The sequence below is a fragment of the Nocardia sp. NPDC127526 genome (assembly GCF_042672265.1).
GTDB lineage: Bacteria > Actinomycetota > Actinomycetes > Mycobacteriales > Mycobacteriaceae > Nocardia.
The window spans coordinates 289,759-305,485 of the sequence record NZ_JBHXVO010000002.1; the positions used below are offsets into that span (position 1 = coordinate 289,759).

15 protein-coding genes are annotated in these 15,727 nt (G+C 69.3%); 10 read left to right on the forward strand and 5 right to left on the reverse strand.

Annotated elements, in window-relative coordinates:
• Nucleotides 1–140 precede the first annotated feature (140 nt).
• Nucleotides 141–749, forward strand: coding sequence for a hypothetical protein (locus tag ACFVIV_RS04490; protein WP_379193376.1), 609 nt, complete (start codon nt 141–143; stop codon nt 747–749).
• Between the two features lie 34 nt (nt 750–783).
• On the opposite strand, the gene ACFVIV_RS04495 is transcribed toward ACFVIV_RS04490, so the two are convergent.
• Nucleotides 784–2,340 (reverse strand): succinic semialdehyde dehydrogenase, encoded by a 1,557-nt coding sequence (locus ACFVIV_RS04495; protein ID WP_379193377.1) that lies wholly within the window; start codon nt 2,338–2,340, stop codon nt 784–786.
• 285 nt (nt 2,341–2,625) lie between these two features.
• On the opposite strand from ACFVIV_RS04495, the gene ACFVIV_RS04500 reads away from it, so the two are divergent.
• From ACFVIV_RS04500 to ACFVIV_RS04530, 7 genes are all read left to right on the forward strand, one after another.
• Nucleotides 2,626–3,411 (forward strand): VOC family protein, encoded by a 786-nt coding sequence (locus ACFVIV_RS04500; RefSeq protein WP_379193378.1) that lies wholly within the window; start codon nt 2,626–2,628, stop codon nt 3,409–3,411.
• A 290-nt stretch (nt 3,412–3,701) separates the two neighbouring features.
• Nucleotides 3,702–6,251, forward strand: a complete 2,550-nt coding sequence (locus tag ACFVIV_RS04505) for a nitrate- and nitrite sensing domain-containing protein (RefSeq protein ID WP_379193379.1) — start codon at nt 3,702–3,704, stop codon at nt 6,249–6,251.
• Complete coding sequence (locus tag ACFVIV_RS04510; RefSeq protein WP_379193686.1) at nt 6,229–6,627, forward strand: roadblock/LC7 domain-containing protein; 399 nt, start codon at nt 6,229–6,231, stop codon at nt 6,625–6,627. The genes ACFVIV_RS04505 and ACFVIV_RS04510 overlap by 23 nt, the downstream gene beginning before the upstream one ends.
• Before the next feature lie 101 nt (nt 6,628–6,728).
• Nucleotides 6,729–9,227, forward strand: coding sequence for a nitrate- and nitrite sensing domain-containing protein (locus ACFVIV_RS04515; protein ID WP_379193380.1), 2,499 nt, complete (start codon nt 6,729–6,731; stop codon nt 9,225–9,227).
• On the forward strand, nt 9,205–9,630 hold the full coding sequence (locus ACFVIV_RS04520; RefSeq protein WP_379193381.1) for a roadblock/LC7 domain-containing protein: 426 nt from the start codon (nt 9,205–9,207) through the stop codon (nt 9,628–9,630). Before ACFVIV_RS04515 ends, ACFVIV_RS04520 begins: the two co-directional genes overlap by 23 nt.
• The gene (locus ACFVIV_RS04525; protein WP_379193687.1) at nt 9,630–10,004 is read left to right on the forward strand and encodes a DUF742 domain-containing protein; all 375 of its coding nucleotides are present in this window, start codon (nt 9,630–9,632) and stop codon (nt 10,002–10,004) included. Before ACFVIV_RS04520 ends, ACFVIV_RS04525 begins: the two co-directional genes overlap by 1 nt.
• Nucleotides 9,985–10,575: an ATP/GTP-binding protein gene (locus tag ACFVIV_RS04530; RefSeq protein ID WP_379193382.1), complete on the forward strand. Its 591-nt coding sequence runs from the start codon at nt 9,985–9,987 to the stop codon at nt 10,573–10,575. Before ACFVIV_RS04525 ends, ACFVIV_RS04530 begins: the two co-directional genes overlap by 20 nt.
• A 27-nt stretch (nt 10,576–10,602) precedes the next feature.
• On the opposite strand, the gene ACFVIV_RS04535 is transcribed toward ACFVIV_RS04530, so the two are convergent.
• Entirely contained in the window at nt 10,603–11,832 is a 1,230-nt protein-coding gene (locus tag ACFVIV_RS04535; protein ID WP_379193383.1) for an FAD-dependent monooxygenase, read from the reverse strand.
• 95 nt (nt 11,833–11,927) lie between these two features.
• Here ACFVIV_RS04535 and ACFVIV_RS04540 point away from each other — a divergent pair, with 95 nt between their 5' ends.
• Nucleotides 11,928–12,521, forward strand: coding sequence for a TetR-like C-terminal domain-containing protein (locus ACFVIV_RS04540; protein ID WP_379193384.1), 594 nt, complete (start codon nt 11,928–11,930; stop codon nt 12,519–12,521).
• 5 nt (nt 12,522–12,526) lie between these two features.
• Here the strand turns inward: ACFVIV_RS04540 and ACFVIV_RS04545 are convergent, their stop codons facing one another.
• Complete coding sequence (locus ACFVIV_RS04545; RefSeq protein ID WP_379193385.1) at nt 12,527–13,702, reverse strand: cytochrome P450; 1,176 nt, start codon at nt 13,700–13,702, stop codon at nt 12,527–12,529.
• Between the two features lie 96 nt (nt 13,703–13,798).
• Here ACFVIV_RS04545 and ACFVIV_RS04550 point away from each other — a divergent pair, with 96 nt between their 5' ends.
• Complete coding sequence (locus ACFVIV_RS04550; RefSeq protein WP_379193386.1) at nt 13,799–14,383, forward strand: TetR/AcrR family transcriptional regulator; 585 nt, start codon at nt 13,799–13,801, stop codon at nt 14,381–14,383.
• A gap of 63 nt (nt 14,384–14,446) precedes the next feature.
• Here the strand turns inward: ACFVIV_RS04550 and mtnC are convergent, their stop codons facing one another.
• Nucleotides 14,447–15,139, reverse strand: coding sequence for an acireductone synthase (mtnC, locus tag ACFVIV_RS04555; RefSeq protein WP_379193387.1), 693 nt, complete (start codon nt 15,137–15,139; stop codon nt 14,447–14,449).
• Nucleotides 15,136–15,711: an acireductone dioxygenase gene (locus tag ACFVIV_RS04560; RefSeq protein WP_379193388.1), complete on the reverse strand. Its 576-nt coding sequence runs from the start codon at nt 15,709–15,711 to the stop codon at nt 15,136–15,138. Before ACFVIV_RS04560 ends, mtnC begins: the two co-directional genes overlap by 4 nt.
• Nucleotides 15,712–15,727 lie beyond the last annotated feature (16 nt).

A 15,727-nucleotide genomic window follows, 5' to 3' on the forward strand; every position in this document is an offset into this window, starting at 1 on the left:
GCCGCATGGGGAGGAACTCCGCGGTCTGGTTCTTGGTTGCTGCTGCTGTCGCCGGTGTTTCGGGGTGTGACAGTGTCAGTGGGCTGCCGGAGGAATCGGCGCCGTCCGCGACGACGACGAACTTTGTCGAATCGCCGCGGGTGACAACTCAAACGACCACGGCGCCAACGACTTCCACCACCAGTGCGGACGATCCGGCCACGGTTACGTTGGCGGTGCGGCGCAGCGGCAGCGGGACCGACGGCGTGCTCACGATCGATGTCGCCGCATCGGATGGCTCGTGGGCGCAGACCATTACCGAAGAGAATGTCGACATCGACTGGTCGAAACCATCGCTGCTCGACACCGACGGCGATGGCCGCGAAGAACTGCTCGTCCCCTTGACCCTCGGCCCGTACTGGGCTCGAACCGCCGTGTACCACGCCACCGGTACCAACCGCGAGTTCGTCCGAGCCGGTGAATTCACCGGCCTCGGAATCGAATCCGCCGACGACGGCTACACCGTCACCAACGGCAAGCTGCCGGGCTACCAGGGCTATTCCTACAGCTTCTGGACCTACGACGACGATCAACTGGTGCCCATTGCCACTGCCGAGGTGCACGTCACCCCGGACGCCACCGGCACGGCTATCGCCGGCACCGACTGCGTACTCGCTGATGACGGCGGCCTCTACCGCACCGGCATGACCTTCACCGAAGCCCGCGAATACTTTTGCGCCCAGCCCGCCGTCACATCGGCACATCGCTGACGAGCTGTCCGCCGCGGGAATGGCGGACAGCGGATCAGCGGCCCGGGAGGAAGCGGATGGCTCGGGCTACGCCCATCAGGAAGGGCTGCCACTTGTCCTGCGAAACCAGTGGGGGCGCATCGAGGTTCAGGAAGCGGGTCACGACGACCGTTTGAGGTTCGGTGAACTTCAGCAAGCCGTCGGGGCCGTGGCGGCGGCCTACGCCGGAGATGCCCATGCCGCCCATGGGGGCGCCTGTGGTGCCCCAGGCGGGGGCGTAGCCCTCGTCTACGTTGACGGTGCCGGCGTGCAGGCGTTCGGCGATGCGCTCGCCTTCGGCTTTGCTGCCTGCCCAGACGCTGGCGTTGAGGCCGTATTCGGTGTCGTTGGCTCGGGTGATGGCCTCTTCGACGTCGGCTACGGGGTAGATGGAGACCAGGGGGCCGAAGGTTTCGTTGCGGCCGCATTCCATGGCGTCGGTGACGTCGGTGAGGACGGTGGGTTCGAAGAAGAGGGGGCCCAGGTCGGGGCGGGGGTTGCCGCCGGCGAGGACTTTGGCGCCCTTGGAGACGGCATCCGCCACATGCTTGGTGACGGTTTCGAGTTGGGATTCGGAGATGAGGCTGCCGATGTCGGTGGAGAAGTCGTAGGCCGCACCGAGTTTGGCGGATTGGACTGCGGCGACGAACTTTTCGGTGAAGTCGGCGGCGACCGTCTTGTCGACGTAGAGGCGTTCGATGGAGATGCAGAGTTGGCCGGCGTTGGAGAAGCAGGCGCGCACGGCGGCTTTGGCGGCCTTGTCGAGGTCGGCGTCGCGGGTGACGATCATGGGGTTCTTGCCGCCGAGTTCGGCGGAGAAGCCGATGAGGCGGCGGCCGCACTGTTCGGCGAGAGTGCGGCCGGTGGCGGAGGAACCGGTGAACATGAGGTAGTCGCACTGGTCGACGATGGCCGTGCCCACCACGGTGCCGGGGCCGGTGACCACCGCGAACAGGTCGCGCGGCAGGCCGGCGCGGGCCAGTAGTTCGGCATTGGCCAGCGAGGAGTAGGGGGTCTGGCTGTCGGGCTTGACCACGACGCCATTGCCGGCGAGCAGAGCGGGGATGGAATCGCCCACCGACAGCAGCATCGGATAGTTCCACGGCGCGATGACGCCGACCACGCCCTTGGGCACCGCGCGCACCGAGGCGCGATTGAGCACCGGGAACGCACCGGGCACGCTGTGCGCGGACAGCAGTTTCGGCGCGACCCGGGAGAAGTAGCGGGCCGCGAAGATCAGGCCCATGATCTCCTCCTGGGCGGCCCAGCGCGCCTTGCCGGTCTCGGCTTGCACCACGTCCATGAGGTATTCGCGATTCTCCACCACCAGCGCGCGATAGCGCTCGAAGACCGCGGCCCGGTCCTTGGCGGGACGGGCGGCCCATTCCCGCTGGGCGGCACGGGCTTTGGCGACAGCGGCGGTGACATCGGCGGCGATGCCCACGGGCACGCTGCCCAGGGTGTCGCCGGTGAACACTTCGGTGATGGCGCGGGTCTCGCGATCCTCGCTCGTGTCCACCGCCGCGAACGACTTCAACCGTTCGAAAACCGCGGGTGCCGGCACCGGCATCATCGCCTCCTGCTTACAAGTTACTTGCGGGTACAGACAATCTACCCCGATGCGGGGACCAGGGCCGCCGAGTCCGGGATTCGGGCCGCTCGAGTCGGGTTTCCGGCCGAAAATATCGGTCCCGCGTCGGCCACGGCGGTCGGTTTCGCCGCCCCGCCGCGAGACTCGCCGCGTCCGGGCCGATACCGGACACCCCGGCCGCCGGATCCCCTACCGTCGGAGGGGCAAGTGCTCGAGCCGGCTCGAGGACGCGCTGGCGCATCACTCTCGGTAACCGGAGGACCTGCCATGTTGACGACGAATTACGTTCCCGGCACACCCACCTGGCTCGATCTCGGCGCTCCCGATCCCGGCGCCGCGGCCGCCTTCTATTTCTCGGTGTTCGGCTGGGAGTACCAGAGCGCCGGTCCGGAATCCGGCGGCTACGGTTTCTTCCTGCTGGACGGCAAGATGCTGGGCGGTATCGGCCCGCTCACCGAGGAGGGCGCGTCCTCGGCATGGACACTGTATTTCCACACGCCCGACGCCGATGCCACGACCAAACTGGTGCAGGAGGCGGGCGGCACGGTCCGCGTCCCGCCCATGGATGTCTTCTCCTTCGGCCGGATGGCCGCCTACACCGATCCCGCCGGAGCCGAATTCGCGGTCTGGCAGCCGGGTGAGACGCGCGGCATGGAGGTGGTCTCCCAGCCCGGCGCGCTGTGCTGGACCGAGCTGTACACCACCGACGCGAAGGCCGTGACGGACTTCTATGCCGCGGTGTTCTCGTGGAACACCGCGGACACGCAGCTGACCCCCGAGATCGTCTACACGGTCGTATCCAGCCCGGGCGCGGAGGGCGCCGACACCGGGCAGGGCGGGATCATGCAACTGCAGCAGGACAATCTGGACGCCGGGTCGACCTCGGAATGGCATCCGTACTTCGCCGTGGCCGACTGCGATGCGAGCTTCGCCAGGGCCGTCGAGGCCGGAGCCACCGCGCTCATCCCGCCCATGGACACACCCGGTGTGGGCCGCCTGGCCATGTTCGCCGATCCGGCCGGCGCGCCGTTCGCCATCCTGCAACCCGAATAGATCCCCGCCATGGGCCGTCCGGCAACGAACAATCCCCAGCGGCATTACCGAATAGCAACCATCGAGTTCATAGTTCGGAAAAGGGATTGTCCGATGCGTACTGTCGTGCACGAGGCCGCGGGTGTGACCGCGGCCGCCGTGCTCGCCTCCTGATCCGTGACCGCCGAATCCCGCACGCGCCGGAGGGGTCGCGTGCGGGGCTAGCGGAATCACCGCCGTCGCGTCAAATCCCATCCTGCTCAAAAGGACTCGTGAGGCGACGGCCGGCATGGGATGGCTACCCTCGGGCAATGCTCAGACGGCGGCTCGGTGTCCGGATCCGGATTCTGGCGATCGCGCTGGTGCCGAGCCTGGCGTTGGTGGTCATCGGCGTGGGTGCGGCCGGCGCCCTGGTGGATCGCTCCGATGAGGCGCGCACCTGGGCCGATGAACTGCAGGCCGGTATCGCGCCCACCCGCGAGATCATCGAGGCCGTACAGGCCGAACGCCGAATCTCGGTGTGGCACACCGTCGGCGCCGAACCCGACATTCGCACGCTCACGGCGGCGCGGCTGCGCCTCGACACTGCGCTGCGGCTGCTCGCGCCCGCGCAATCACGGTTGTCCAGCATCGGCCCGGAGGAAATGGGTGACGCCACCGCCGCGTTCAGCGCCTTGGGCAACCGCCTCACCGGGATTCGCGCCGGGATCGATGGTGGCACACTGCCGATCGCCGAGGCCGACGCCTTCTACAGCCAGATGCCCGCGCTGGTGGCCGCGGGCACCGAGATCGCCCAGCAGACCGCGCCCGATGCCGCCACCGCCACCGAACTCTCGGACGCCAGCGAGGTGTTGCGCGGTCTGGAATCCATGAGCCGCGCAACCGCATTGGGCGCGGCGCTGGCCACCGAGACCGGTCTCACCCCGGAGCTGTCGGCCGAATTCATCCGCCTGGTGGGCTATTACCGCACGCGCATCGAACGGATGGTCGTCGACACCGATCCCGGCCAGGTGGCCGCGGTGCAGGCGCTGGTCACCGGCGGGGCCTGGCAGCGCACGGGTGCGATGGAAACCGTGCTGGCCCAACGCGCCCTCCCCCGCCCCGCCGGCGCCGGCGCTCCGGAATCGGAGCTGCCCATGACCGTGGGCGAATGGCAGAGCGCCGCCGATGAGGTCAATCGCGCGCTGGCCGAACTGTGGCAGTCCCAGAGCGCGCACGCGCAACGGCTGGCCAGCGACGCCGCCTCCGAAACCACCCGCAAGTCGCTGTGGGCGGGCGCGGGCATGCTGGTGATCGCGCTCGGTGCGATCCTGGTGGCCCTGGCGCTGGCCAATCGGATCATCCGGCGCCTGACGCGGTTGCGCAATGAGACCTTCGCCCTCGCCGACGAGCAGCTGCCCGAGACCATGCGCCGGCTGTCCGCGGGCGAAGCTGTCGACATCCGCGCCGAAACACCCCCGCTCGACTTCGGCAACGACGAAATCGGCCAGGTCGCAAAGGCGTTCAACCACGCGCACGAGGCCGCCGTCTCCGCCGCGGTCACCGAATCCCGCACCCGCGAGGGCGTGAAAGCGGTCTTCCTCAATATCGCCCACCGCTCCCAGGTGGTCGTGCACAAACAGCTCGAGCTCCTCGACGAGGCCGAATCCCGGCAAGAGGATCCGGCCCTGCTCGACATCTTCTTCCGCCTCGACCATCTCGCCACCCGCGAACGCCGCAATGCCGAGAACCTGGTCATCCTCGCCGGCGGCCGCCCCGGCCGCCAATGGCGCAACCCGGTTCCCCTGCTCGAACTCGTCCGCAGCGCCGTCGGCGAGACGATCGACTACAAGCGCGTTCGAACCGGCCGCCTCCCCGAGGTTTTCGTCGTCGGCCTCGCCGTCGGCGACCTCATCCACCTGCTCGCCGAACTGATCGACAACGCCACCGCCTTCTCCCCGCCCCAATCCCAGGTGTCGATCACCGGCCACACCGTCGGCCGCGGCGTGGCTCTCGAAATCAGCGACCAGGGCATGGGCATGCCCGACCCGGACCTCCTCCGCGTCAACGCCCTGCTCGCCACCCCCGCCGATTTCGGCGTCACCACCCTCTCCGAAGACTCCCGCCTGGGCCTGTTCGTCGTCTCCCTGCTGGCCGAACGCCACGGCATCGCCGTCAAACTCGCCGAATCCGACTACGGCGGCATCCGCGCCATCGTCCTCATCCCCGCCGCCCTCATCCCGGGCGAATTCGCCCCCGCGGACTACGATTCCGAGCAGCTCGCCATCGGCCGCCGCGCCGCGGCCAGGGCCGCCGCCGAGCGCGCCGCCGAGGCGGCGAGGGCCGCCGATTCGCCGCACACCACCGAGTTCTTCCCTGCCACAGGCGAATCGCCCGGACGATACGCCGAGCAGCCCGCACTGCCCGCCGCCCCGATACCGGACTCCGGGCCGGGCGGCGCCGATCGTCGAGCACGCGACCGCCCGCGGCCGGCCGCGTACCCAACGTCCGACGCCACGACTTACGAGGCGGCGGCCCCACATCCGCATTCCGGCGAACCGAAGCAGCTCGGTGGCCACACTCCACAGGGCTCCACTCCGGAAGCACCGCAGAGCCGGCCACACAACGGGACCGGCGACGGAACGCGGCCCGTGTTGCCGCGGCGTCGGCGGCAGGAGAATCTGGCGCCGGAGTTGGCGCACGATCCGCGGCCTCAGGCCGACGCGCCGCCGACGACTGTGCAGCGCAGTGCCGAGCAGGCGCGAGATCTCATGTCCGCCATCGAGATCGGGACCCGGCAGGGTCGGCAGGCCGATGTGGGTGGGTTTTCCCCGAACGACTATCGACAGGAAGGTGATGGTGAGCAGTTCACCCGCCGGTGACCTCGACTGGCTGCTGGATGATCTCGTGGACAAGCTGGCGGGGGTTCGCCATGCCGTGGTGCATTCCACGGACGGATTGCTGCTGGGGCGGTCGGCCGGGATGGATCGCGAGGATGCGGAGCATTTCGGGGCCATGTCCTCGACGCTGTACGGGCTCTCGCGCAGTGCGGGACATCGGTTCAACGGTGGCGGGGTGCGGCAGGCGGTGATCGAGCTGGAGCGGGCGGTGCTGTTCGTGACCGCCGCGGGCTCGAATGCGTGCCTGGCGTTACAAGCCGGGCCGCAGGCCAATCTGGGCATGGTCGCCTACGAGATGAATCTGACCGTGCAGCGGGTCGGCGCCTTCTTGTCCACGAGCGCCCGGCGATCCGGATGAGCCGATCATTCCGGTGCACGCATAGCGACGCTTGTCAATTGCTCTCCCGCTCAACGGGATCGAAGCGGCGAGTGTGACCTACGTCCCGATACGTTGCGCAAATGTTCAGAGCGAGGCTCGGTGTCCGGACCCGTGTTCTCGCCATCGCACTGGTTCCGAGCGCGGCGCTGCTCGTCATCGGTGTGGGTGGCGCGGGATATCTGGTGGCACAGGGCAATCACGCACGTGAGTGGGGAGCCGCACTGCAGGACGCCACCCCGACGACCCGGGAACTGGTGAACGCGGTCCAAGGGGAGCGGCAGGTGACGCTGGCGCAGCTGGCCGGTGAGACCCCGAATCCGAAAGCCTTGGCCGAGGCGCGATTACGGATGGATGCGGCCATCATCCTGCTGGAGCCGATCACCGCGCAGATGGAGGCGCTGGGCCCGCAGGGGGTCACCGGTGACGTCGGCGGCTTCCAGACCCTGACCCGGCAGCTGTCGGCCATCCGCACCCAGGTCGACGCGGGCGCGCTGCCGTTCGCCGACGCGTACAAGTTCTACGGCCATCTGCTGGATCTGGTGTCGGTCGGCACCAGCGTCGTCATGGTCACCGCGCCCACCTCCGAGGTCGCGGTCGAGACCGGGGAAACCCTGACCCTCATCTCGGCCTCGGAAATGCTCACCCGCAGTGCGGGATTGGCCGAGGTGCTGCTGCACGACGGCACCCTGCCGCCGGAGCTCGGCATCGAATACGCGCGCCTGACCGGCGGTTACCGCATCGGCGTCGAGGCCCTGGCGCGCGACGCCGACGACGCCACCACCATCAATGCCGCCGCGCTCATCACCGGCCAGAACTGGCAGAAGCTGATCATCATGGAGAACTCCCTGATGGCCCGCGCCCTGGACCCGGTCACCAATCCCGATCCGAAACCGGTGCCGCTGGCGTTCACCGAGCAGGAATGGCGCGACACGGTCAACAGCGTGAACCAGACGCTGCTGACCCTGTGGGACGTGCAGAGCCTGCACGCGCAGGGCCTGTCCGAGGAAGCCGGCGAAGAGGACGCCCGCAACTCCCTGCTCGCCGGCGGCGGCATGTTCCTGGTGGCGGTGTCGGCCTTCGGTGTCGCACTGGTGCTGGCCAACCGGATCATCCGCCGCCTCAAGCGCTTGCGCGACCAGACCCTGGCCCTGGCCGACGACCGGCTGCCGCAGACCATGAACCGGCTGCGCGCCGGCAAGGACGTGGACGTGGCCGCGGAGACGCCGCCGCTGGACTTCGGCAGCGATGAAATCGGCCAGGTGGCCAAGGCTTTCAGCCACGCCCACGAGGCCGCGGTCGAGGCCGCCGTCACCGAGGCGCGCACCCGGGAGGGTGTGAAGGCGGTCTTCCTCAATATCGCCCACCGCTCCCAGGTGGTGGTGCACCGGCAGCTGGAGGTGCTCGACGACGCCGAGTCCAAACAGGAGGATCCGGCGCTGCTGGAGATCTTCTTCCGCCTCGACCATCTCGCCACCCGCGAACGCCGCAATGCCGAGAACCTGATCATTCTCGCCGGCGGGCAGCCGGGCCGGCAGTGGCGCAATCCGGTGAGTCTGGTGGAGGTGGTGCGCTCGGGTGTCGGTGAGGCCCTGGACTACACGCGCGTGAAGATCACCCGACTGCCCGAGGTGGCGGTGGCCGGCAGCGCGGTGGCCGACCTGGTGCACCTGATCGCCGAGCTGGTCGACAATGCCGCGCATTTCTCCCCGCCGACCTCGCAGGTCGAGGTGCGCGGCAATGTGGTCGGCAAGGGCATTGCCGTGGAGATCGTCGACCAGGGCATGGGTATGCCCGAGTCCGAGCTGGCGCGGGTCAACGAGATGCTGCGCAATCCCCCGGATTTCGGCGTCAACACGCTGTCGGAAGATTCGCGGCTGGGCATGTTCGTGGTCGCCCAGCTGGCGGTCCGCAATGGGATCTCGGTGCGGCTCACCGAGTCCGATTACGGCGGGGTGCGCGCCATCGTGCTGATTCCCTCCAGCCTGACCGTGACCGCCGCCGGCACCGGGGAGATCCCGGTGGTGGCCAAGCAGCTCGAACCCGTTGCCGCGCAGCCGGAGGAGCCGCGCGCGGCCCGCCAGCTCGAGGCCCCGCCGCCGCTGCCGGCGCGTCCGGGCCCGACGGCGCCCGAACGCCCGCTCACGCCCCGCTACTCCCCCGCCCCGGCGTTCGACGCCTTCGCCGCCCCGCCGCGTTCGTTCGAGGAGCAGGCCAAACCCTACGAGCCGCCCACCGAGCCGAATCCCCCGCATCGGCAGACCGTTCCGGCCCCGCAACCGGAAATCGGTTTCCGGCCTCGAGAATTCATGCGCGCCCAGTACACTGGCTCCGACGTCCGGCCCGCGCTCCCGCGTAGGCGCCGGCAGGCAAGTCTCGCACCGGAATTGGCGCAGGACACGACGTCCCCCGAGGCGCCGTCCCAGCCCACCCGCACGGCCGAGCAGGCCCGAGACCTCATGTCCGCCATCGAAAACGGAACCAGGCAGGGCCGCCGGGCCGATCCCGGTGTGTCCGAGCCTGTGTCCAACCCATTCCCCGACCGACAGGAAGGCGACGGTGACCACCTCAAACGCTGGTGATCTCAACTGGCTACTCGACGATCTGGTCGATCGGCTAGCCGGTGTCAGACACGCCGTTGTGCACTCCACCGACGGCCTGCTGCTGGGCCGCTCCTCCGCCATGAGCCGGGAGGACGCCGAGCACTTCGGCGCCATGTCCTCCACCCTGTACGGGCTGGCCCGCAGTGCGGGAACGCGTTTCGACGGCGGCGGCGTGCGCCAGGCGGTCATCGAGCTGGATCGGGCGGTGCTGTTCGTGACCGCGGCCGGCAGCCACGCCTGCCTCGCCTTACAGGCGACCGAGCAGGCCAATCTCGGCATGGTCGCCTACGAGATGAATCTGACGGTGCAGCGTGTCGGCACCTATCTGTCCACCACCCCGCGCCACCATCTGGCCGGACAGGTCAATCCCCGACTGTCATGATGGCCAGGCCGGGGGAACATTGGTTCGACGAGGCTGCTGGTCCGTTGGTGCGCCCCTACGCCCGGACCGGCGGCCGAACCATGGGCGCGGGACACGATCTGGACATGCTCACGGTGGTGGTGGTCCCCAATGCCGCCCCGCCGCTGCGCCGTGTCGAGCCGGAGTACACCGATATCGTGCGGTTGTGCCGGCTCCCGCTCTCGGTGGCCGAAGTGTCGGCCGCCCTGCGGCTACCGCTCGCGGTGACCAAAATCCTTGTCGGCGACCTCATCTCAGACGGCATCCTCAACTTCCGTGCACCGGCCTCCCCCGAGACCACACCCGGTGACCTCAACATTTTGCGAGCAGTTCTCGATGGCATCCGAAAACTTTGACAATTCCGCGCCGCTGGCCGCCTCGGTGAAGATCCTCATCGCGGGCGGTTTCGGCGTCGGCAAGACGACCCTCGTGTCCACGATCAGCGAGATCACCCCGCTGCGCACCGAAGAGCTCATTACCGAGCTCTCCGCGGGCGTGGACGATCTACGCGGCGTCGAAGGCAAGACCACCACCACGGTGGCCCTGGACTTCGGCCGCATCACCATCGACCAGAGCCTGGTTCTCTACCTGTTCGGCACCCCCGGCCAGGATCGCTTCTGGTTCCTGTGGGACGAATTGGCCCGCGGCGCCCTGGGCGCGGTGGTCCTGGCCGACACCCGCCGCCTGGAGGGCTCCTTCGCCGCCATCGACTTCTTCGAACGCCGCGGAGTCGCGTTCACGGTAGCGGTGAACTGCTTCGAAGGCGCCCCCCTCTACACCCCGGTCGAGGTCCGCGACGCCCTCGACCTCGACGAGCACATCCCCGTCCTGCTCTGCGACGCCCGCGACCGCGGCTCCTGCAAGAACGTCCTGATGACCCTGGTCGAATACCTCATCGACCGCGCCGCCGCCAAGGTCGTCAGCTAGCAGGGCGCCCGGCAGCTTCGCGCGTGCTCACACGGGATTCGACTGGACCGCATCGGCTTCGGCTGCCGCCCGGCCGTGTTCGGTGGCGGCGAAGGCGCGGTGGATCAAGGGGCGCAGCAGCGGGGACTGCACCGCGCGCATCACCCAGGCGTTGCATCGGATTCCCAGCGCCGATCGCGGGGCCGCGGCCGCGACGCGGCCCGGCGGGAGTTGCTGGGCCGAGGCGGCGCGGGGCCGCATGGCTTGTTCGAATGCCGCCAGCGCGCCGGGCAGGCGGGCGGGGGCGTCGAGGGCGCCGGCCGAGCGGAGGGCCGACGCCAGTTCGGCGGCGCCGCGCAGGGCGAGGGCGGTGCCGAGGCCGCTGAGGGGGCTGGCGCACCAGGCGCTGTCGCCGACCAGCACGACGCGGCCGTCGTGCCAGCGGGGCATGTGCACCTGGTCGTAGGTGTCCAGCGCGAAGTCCGGGGCGTGGCGAGCCGCGGTCAGGAACTCGCGCGCACGCCAGCCCGCACCGGCGAAAGTTCGCTCGAGCAAGGCGAACCGGGCCTCGCGATCACCGCCGCGGGGCAGTGTGTCCGCGGCGAAGGTCAGGCCGATCTCCTGTTCGCCGGGATGGCCCGGGCGGGCTTCCAGCGCCAGCCGTCCGGGAGTGTTGTAGAGCAGGAACCAGCCGTCCAGCTTCGGCGTGCCCGGCCCTTCGACGAGGGTGAACCAGGCGTGCGCGAGGCCGAGCGGCTTGCGGTAGTTCTCCTCCGGCCCGAATCGCAGCGCACGGACCCGCGAGTGCGCGCCGTCCGCGCCGACGACCAGATCGAACTCCTCGGATCCGCCGCTGCGGAACCGCACCCGCACGCGATCTCCCGAATCCGCGAGCGCTTCGACGGTTTCGCCGAATCGGTGCGTGACGCTCGGTCCGGCGGCGTCGTGGATGATGCGGGCGAGGTCGGTGCGCAGCAGTTCCTCGGTCGACACCAGGCCCCGCCCGCCGAACGCCGTCACCGGCATCGCTGCGAGCCGCCGCTCGTCAGCGGTGATCCATGCCGCACCGCGTTGCGGCACAAGGCAATTCCGCGCCTGCTCGAGCAGCCCGGCGTGCCGCAGCACCTCCCGGCTGTCGCCGCGCAGGTCGACGGTCTGACCACCGGTGCGCACGGCCGGGGCGATCTCGGCGACGGTCACCTCCCAGCCGTCTCGTTCCAGCAACAGCGCGAGCATGTCCCCCGCGATGCCACCCCCGACGATGAGCACTCGTGCCATGACCCGCTCCCCTTGCCCTCTGATGCGAAGATTTCGCATTAACGGTAGAGCCGTCGACACGCTAATTGCAAGAGTTTCGCGTTAGACTTCGGTTCATGGCACAGGCGACAGGAACAGCGCGTCCCGGCGGCCGCACCGCCCGCACCCGCGCGGCCGTGCACGAGGCCACCCGGCAGCTGCTGGCCGAATCCGCCGACGGCAGCATCGAAATCGCCGCGGTGGCAGCCCGTTCCGGCGTCCACCTCGCCACGATCTATCGCCGCTGGCGCACGGTCGAGGGCCTCATCATCGACACGATCATGGCGGAACTGACCGCCCAGTCACCCGTGCCCGCCACCGGCGACCTGCGCGCCGACCTGCTCACCTGGACCACGAACATGCTCACCGACCTGACCCGGCCCCGACAGCGCGCCTTCTTCCGCGCGATGGCCCGGGCGAGCAGCGCCGAGCAGGGCCTCATCGACATGGCGGAATTCACCGCGCCACGCATGCACCAGTTCCAGGCCACCCTCGACGCCAGCGGCGCCACGGTCCTCGACAGCCGCGACATCGTCGAGCTGATCCTGTCCCCCGCCTATATCCGCGCCCTGGTCTCCATGCCCTTGGACCCGGCCGCCGACGCCCCCCGCCTCGTCGACAACCTCATCGCCGTCCGCGACCACCGAACCGCCGCCGCCCGCAACCGCTGACGCGGTCACCAGCGCACCGGCAGCGCGGTGACGCCACCGGTGAGGACATCGCGCCGCATCGTCAGTTCCGCGACGTCGACCGCCAGTTCCAGGGTGGGAAATCGGGTGACCAGCCCGGTGAAGGCCACCTGGAGTTCGATGCGGGCCAGAGGTGCGCCCAGGCAGTAGCGGGCGCCGTGCCCGAAGCTGAGATGCGCGGGGCCGGGCCGGGTGATGTCGACGCGGTCGGGGTCGGGATAGACGGCCGGATCGTGGTTGGCGGCGCCGGTGTCCAGCAGCACCAGGTCACCCGCGCGGATCGTCACCGCGCCGAGCTCGATATCCGTTCGCGCGTACCGCGGAATGCCGACGCCGCCCTTGTCCGGCGCGCGCAGGATCTCCTCGACCGCCCGCGGAACGAGTCCGGGATCGTCCACCAGGGCCCGCCACTGGTCCGGGTTCGTCAACAGCAGCAGGGCGCCCGAACCGATTTGCACCACGGTGGTTTCATGTCCGGCGAACAGGAGCCCCATGGACAGTTCGGCCACCTCGGCATCGGTGACGTCCGCGACCGCGCACAGGCGTGAGATCACGTCGTCCGCCGGTTCGGCGCGCTTGCGGGCCACCAGATGCAGTCCGTACCCGAACAATTCGGCCAGGCCCTGTTCGGATCGGGCTTGATCGCGGATATTGGCGGCGTCGGCGGTCCAGCCGCGGAATCGGTCGCGATCGGCGTAGGGCACGCCCAGCAGTTCACAGATCACCAGGATCGGCAGCGGAACCGCCAGTGCGGCATGCAGATCCGCCGGTGAGCCGTGGGCGGCCAGGTCGTCGAGCAGCCGCGCGGCCAGTTCCTCGACATGTCCACGCAGGGCGCGCATGCGTTTGGGCGTGAAGTGCGGTTGCAGCAGCGACCGCATGCGGGCGTGGTCGGCGTGCTCGGTGTCGAACTCACCCATCGGGCCGCCGAAGAGCGCCGACTTTCCGGTTCTGGCAGCGGTTTCCGGAGCCGGGTGGGCGCGGCCGAGCCGGGGGTCGTCGAGGAAGCGGCGCACCAGGGCGTGCTCGGTGACCAGCCAGGCGGCATCGCCCACCGCCGTGCGGACCGGATGGATCGGTCCACGGGCCTGCAAGACACGCAGTTCGGGCGCGGCGCGCAGGGGATCGGTCTGATCGAAGGGCAATTGCGCGACGGATGCCATCGCGGCCTCCCAGTGGATGTTCAATCGAACTTGTATAACTGCTCTTAAACAAGGCTACTTGTATAGTCTGACTTGAACAAGAGGAGGGTTGTCGCGGTGACGGCGGTGAATCGTCCGGAACGTGCCCGGCGCATGCCGCGGGCGCAGCGGCGTGAGCAGATCCTCGACGCGGCCACCCGCACCTTCGCGCGGACCGGATTCGCGGCGACCGGGCTGGCGGACATCGCCGCCGCGGCCGGTGTCACCCATGTCATCCTGTATCGGCATTTCGCCTCGAAAACCGAGCTGTACCGGGCGGTTCTGGACCGGGCGTGCCTACGGCTGGATGACTCCGTCGGCACCGACGACTTCGACGAGGACACCCTGCCCGCGTTGCTGCGCGCGGCCGCGGCCGACCCGGACGGCTTCCGCCTGCTGTTCCGGCACGCGGCGCGGGAACCGGAATTCCGCGATGTGATCGACTCGATCAGCGCGGAGTCGACCGCCATCGCCGACCGGCACCTGGCCGCGGCGATTCCGCCGGGCCCGTGGCGGGACTGGGCGTCACGCGTCGTCCCGGCCTTCACTCTCGATGCCGTCATCGCCTGGCTGGACGGGGGCTGTCCCGACCCGGCCCATGCCGCGGAACGCATTCAACTGGCCGTGCAGGGCATTATCGAGGCGGCCGCGCGGGCGGACTGAAACGAGTGGAGCCCCGGCCGGGGTGCGGCCGGGGCTCCGGGAGAGTGGTTGCCGTGCAGGCGATTACCGCAGGTGCGGCAGGTCGACGTCGGCGAAGTCGCTGATCCAGCGGTGGGGTGGGCGGGGGCTGTTGGGTTCGCCCGGGCGGGTGACGCCGAGGGCGTGCCAGCCGGCGGCGACGGCGGCGTCGAGTTCGTCGGGGTGGTCGGACAGGAACAGGATGCTTTGTGCGGGAACGCCGATGGCGCCGGCGATCTTCTCGTAGGAGGCGGCGTCGCGCTTGGGGCCTGCGGTCGAGAGGTCGAAATGGCCGCTCAGCAAAGGAGACAGGTCGCCTTCGCGGGTGAAGGCGAACCAATCCTTCTGGTTGCGGACCGAACCCGAGGAGTAGATGTAGAGCTCCAGGCCGGATTCGCGCCAGGCGCGCAGGACCGGGGGGACGTCGGGGAAGAACTCGCCGAACAGGGCTCCCGCCCGGAAGCCCTCGGCGCAGATGATGCCCTGGGCGGCTTTCAGGGGTTCGGATTTCACATCCGTGTTGAGCCAGGTGATGAGGATGTCGGCCACCTCGGCCGCGTCGGCGTCCGGGCGTTCGGCCTGGGCGCGGGTGGCGGTGAGGATGGGATCGGCTGCGCCGCCCTGGTTTTCGGCCAGCCAGCCCGGCAGGCGGTCGCGGGTGTAGCCGTAGAGGTCCTCGCGGACCGCGCTGGTCGGGCTGGTGGTTCCCTCGATGTCGAGGACGATGGCCTTGATCATGCGGTGAGCAGGTCGTCGAGGGTGGGGAAGCCGCTGGAGATCTTGTCGCCGGTGAAGTCGCCGATCCAGCCGTCCTCTTCCTCGAAGAAGCGCACGGCCACGAATTCGGGGCGGGTGCCCATGTCGAACCAGTGCAGGGTCCCGGCGGGCACCGAGACGAGATCGCCGGCGGTGCAGACGGTGGCCAGGACCTCGTCGCCGAGGTGCAGGTAGAAGCAGCCCTGGCCGGCGGCGAAGAAGCGCACCTCGTCTTCGGCGTGGCGGTGCTCGTCGAGGAATTTGGTGCGGGCGGCGACGGCCTTGGCGGGCCATTCCGGGTCGGCGTCGTCGGGGTGGATGCGGGCCACGTCGATGAACTTGTAGCGGCCGTCGGCATTGAGTTCGGCGATGCGGTCGGCGTATTCGGCCTGGATGTCCTCGGTCGAGGTGGCGGCGGACAGGCCTTCCAGCAGCGGCCAGCGCTCGAAGGTGATGCCGCGCTTGCCCAGTTCGGCGGCGATCTCGGCGTCGTCGCTCGTGCGCAGTTTCACGTCGGTGGCGTCCTGGTCGGACATGATCTGTAGCAGAGTCATCGGGGTTCCTCCTCGG

Excerpts from the sequence above, each read along its gene's own strand:
- ACFVIV_RS04495 (WP_379193377.1), bottom strand. The coding sequence starts at position 2,340 with ATGATGCCGGTGCCGGCACCCGCGGTTTTCGAACGGTTGAAGTCGTTC.
- ACFVIV_RS04545 (WP_379193385.1), bottom strand. The coding sequence starts at position 13,702 with ATGGCATCCGTCGCGCAATTGCCCTTCGATCAGACCGATCCCCTGCGC.
- ACFVIV_RS04515 (WP_379193380.1), top strand. The coding sequence starts at position 6,729 with ATGTTCAGAGCGAGGCTCGGTGTCCGGACCCGTGTTCTCGCCATCGCA.
- ACFVIV_RS04505 (WP_379193379.1), top strand. The coding sequence starts at position 3,702 with ATGCTCAGACGGCGGCTCGGTGTCCGGATCCGGATTCTGGCGATCGCG.
- ACFVIV_RS04540 (WP_379193384.1), top strand. The coding sequence starts at position 11,928 with ATGGCACAGGCGACAGGAACAGCGCGTCCCGGCGGCCGCACCGCCCGC.
- ACFVIV_RS04500 (WP_379193378.1), top strand. The coding sequence starts at position 2,626 with ATGTTGACGACGAATTACGTTCCCGGCACACCCACCTGGCTCGATCTC.
- ACFVIV_RS04560 (WP_379193388.1), bottom strand. The coding sequence starts at position 15,711 with ATGACTCTGCTACAGATCATGTCCGACCAGGACGCCACCGACGTGAAA.
- ACFVIV_RS04530 (WP_379193382.1), top strand. The coding sequence starts at position 9,985 with ATGGCATCCGAAAACTTTGACAATTCCGCGCCGCTGGCCGCCTCGGTG.
- mtnC (WP_379193387.1), bottom strand. The coding sequence starts at position 15,139 with ATGATCAAGGCCATCGTCCTCGACATCGAGGGAACCACCAGCCCGACC.
- ACFVIV_RS04535 (WP_379193383.1), bottom strand. The coding sequence starts at position 11,832 with ATGGCACGAGTGCTCATCGTCGGGGGTGGCATCGCGGGGGACATGCTC.
- ACFVIV_RS04525 (WP_379193687.1), top strand. The coding sequence starts at position 9,630 with ATGGCCAGGCCGGGGGAACATTGGTTCGACGAGGCTGCTGGTCCGTTG.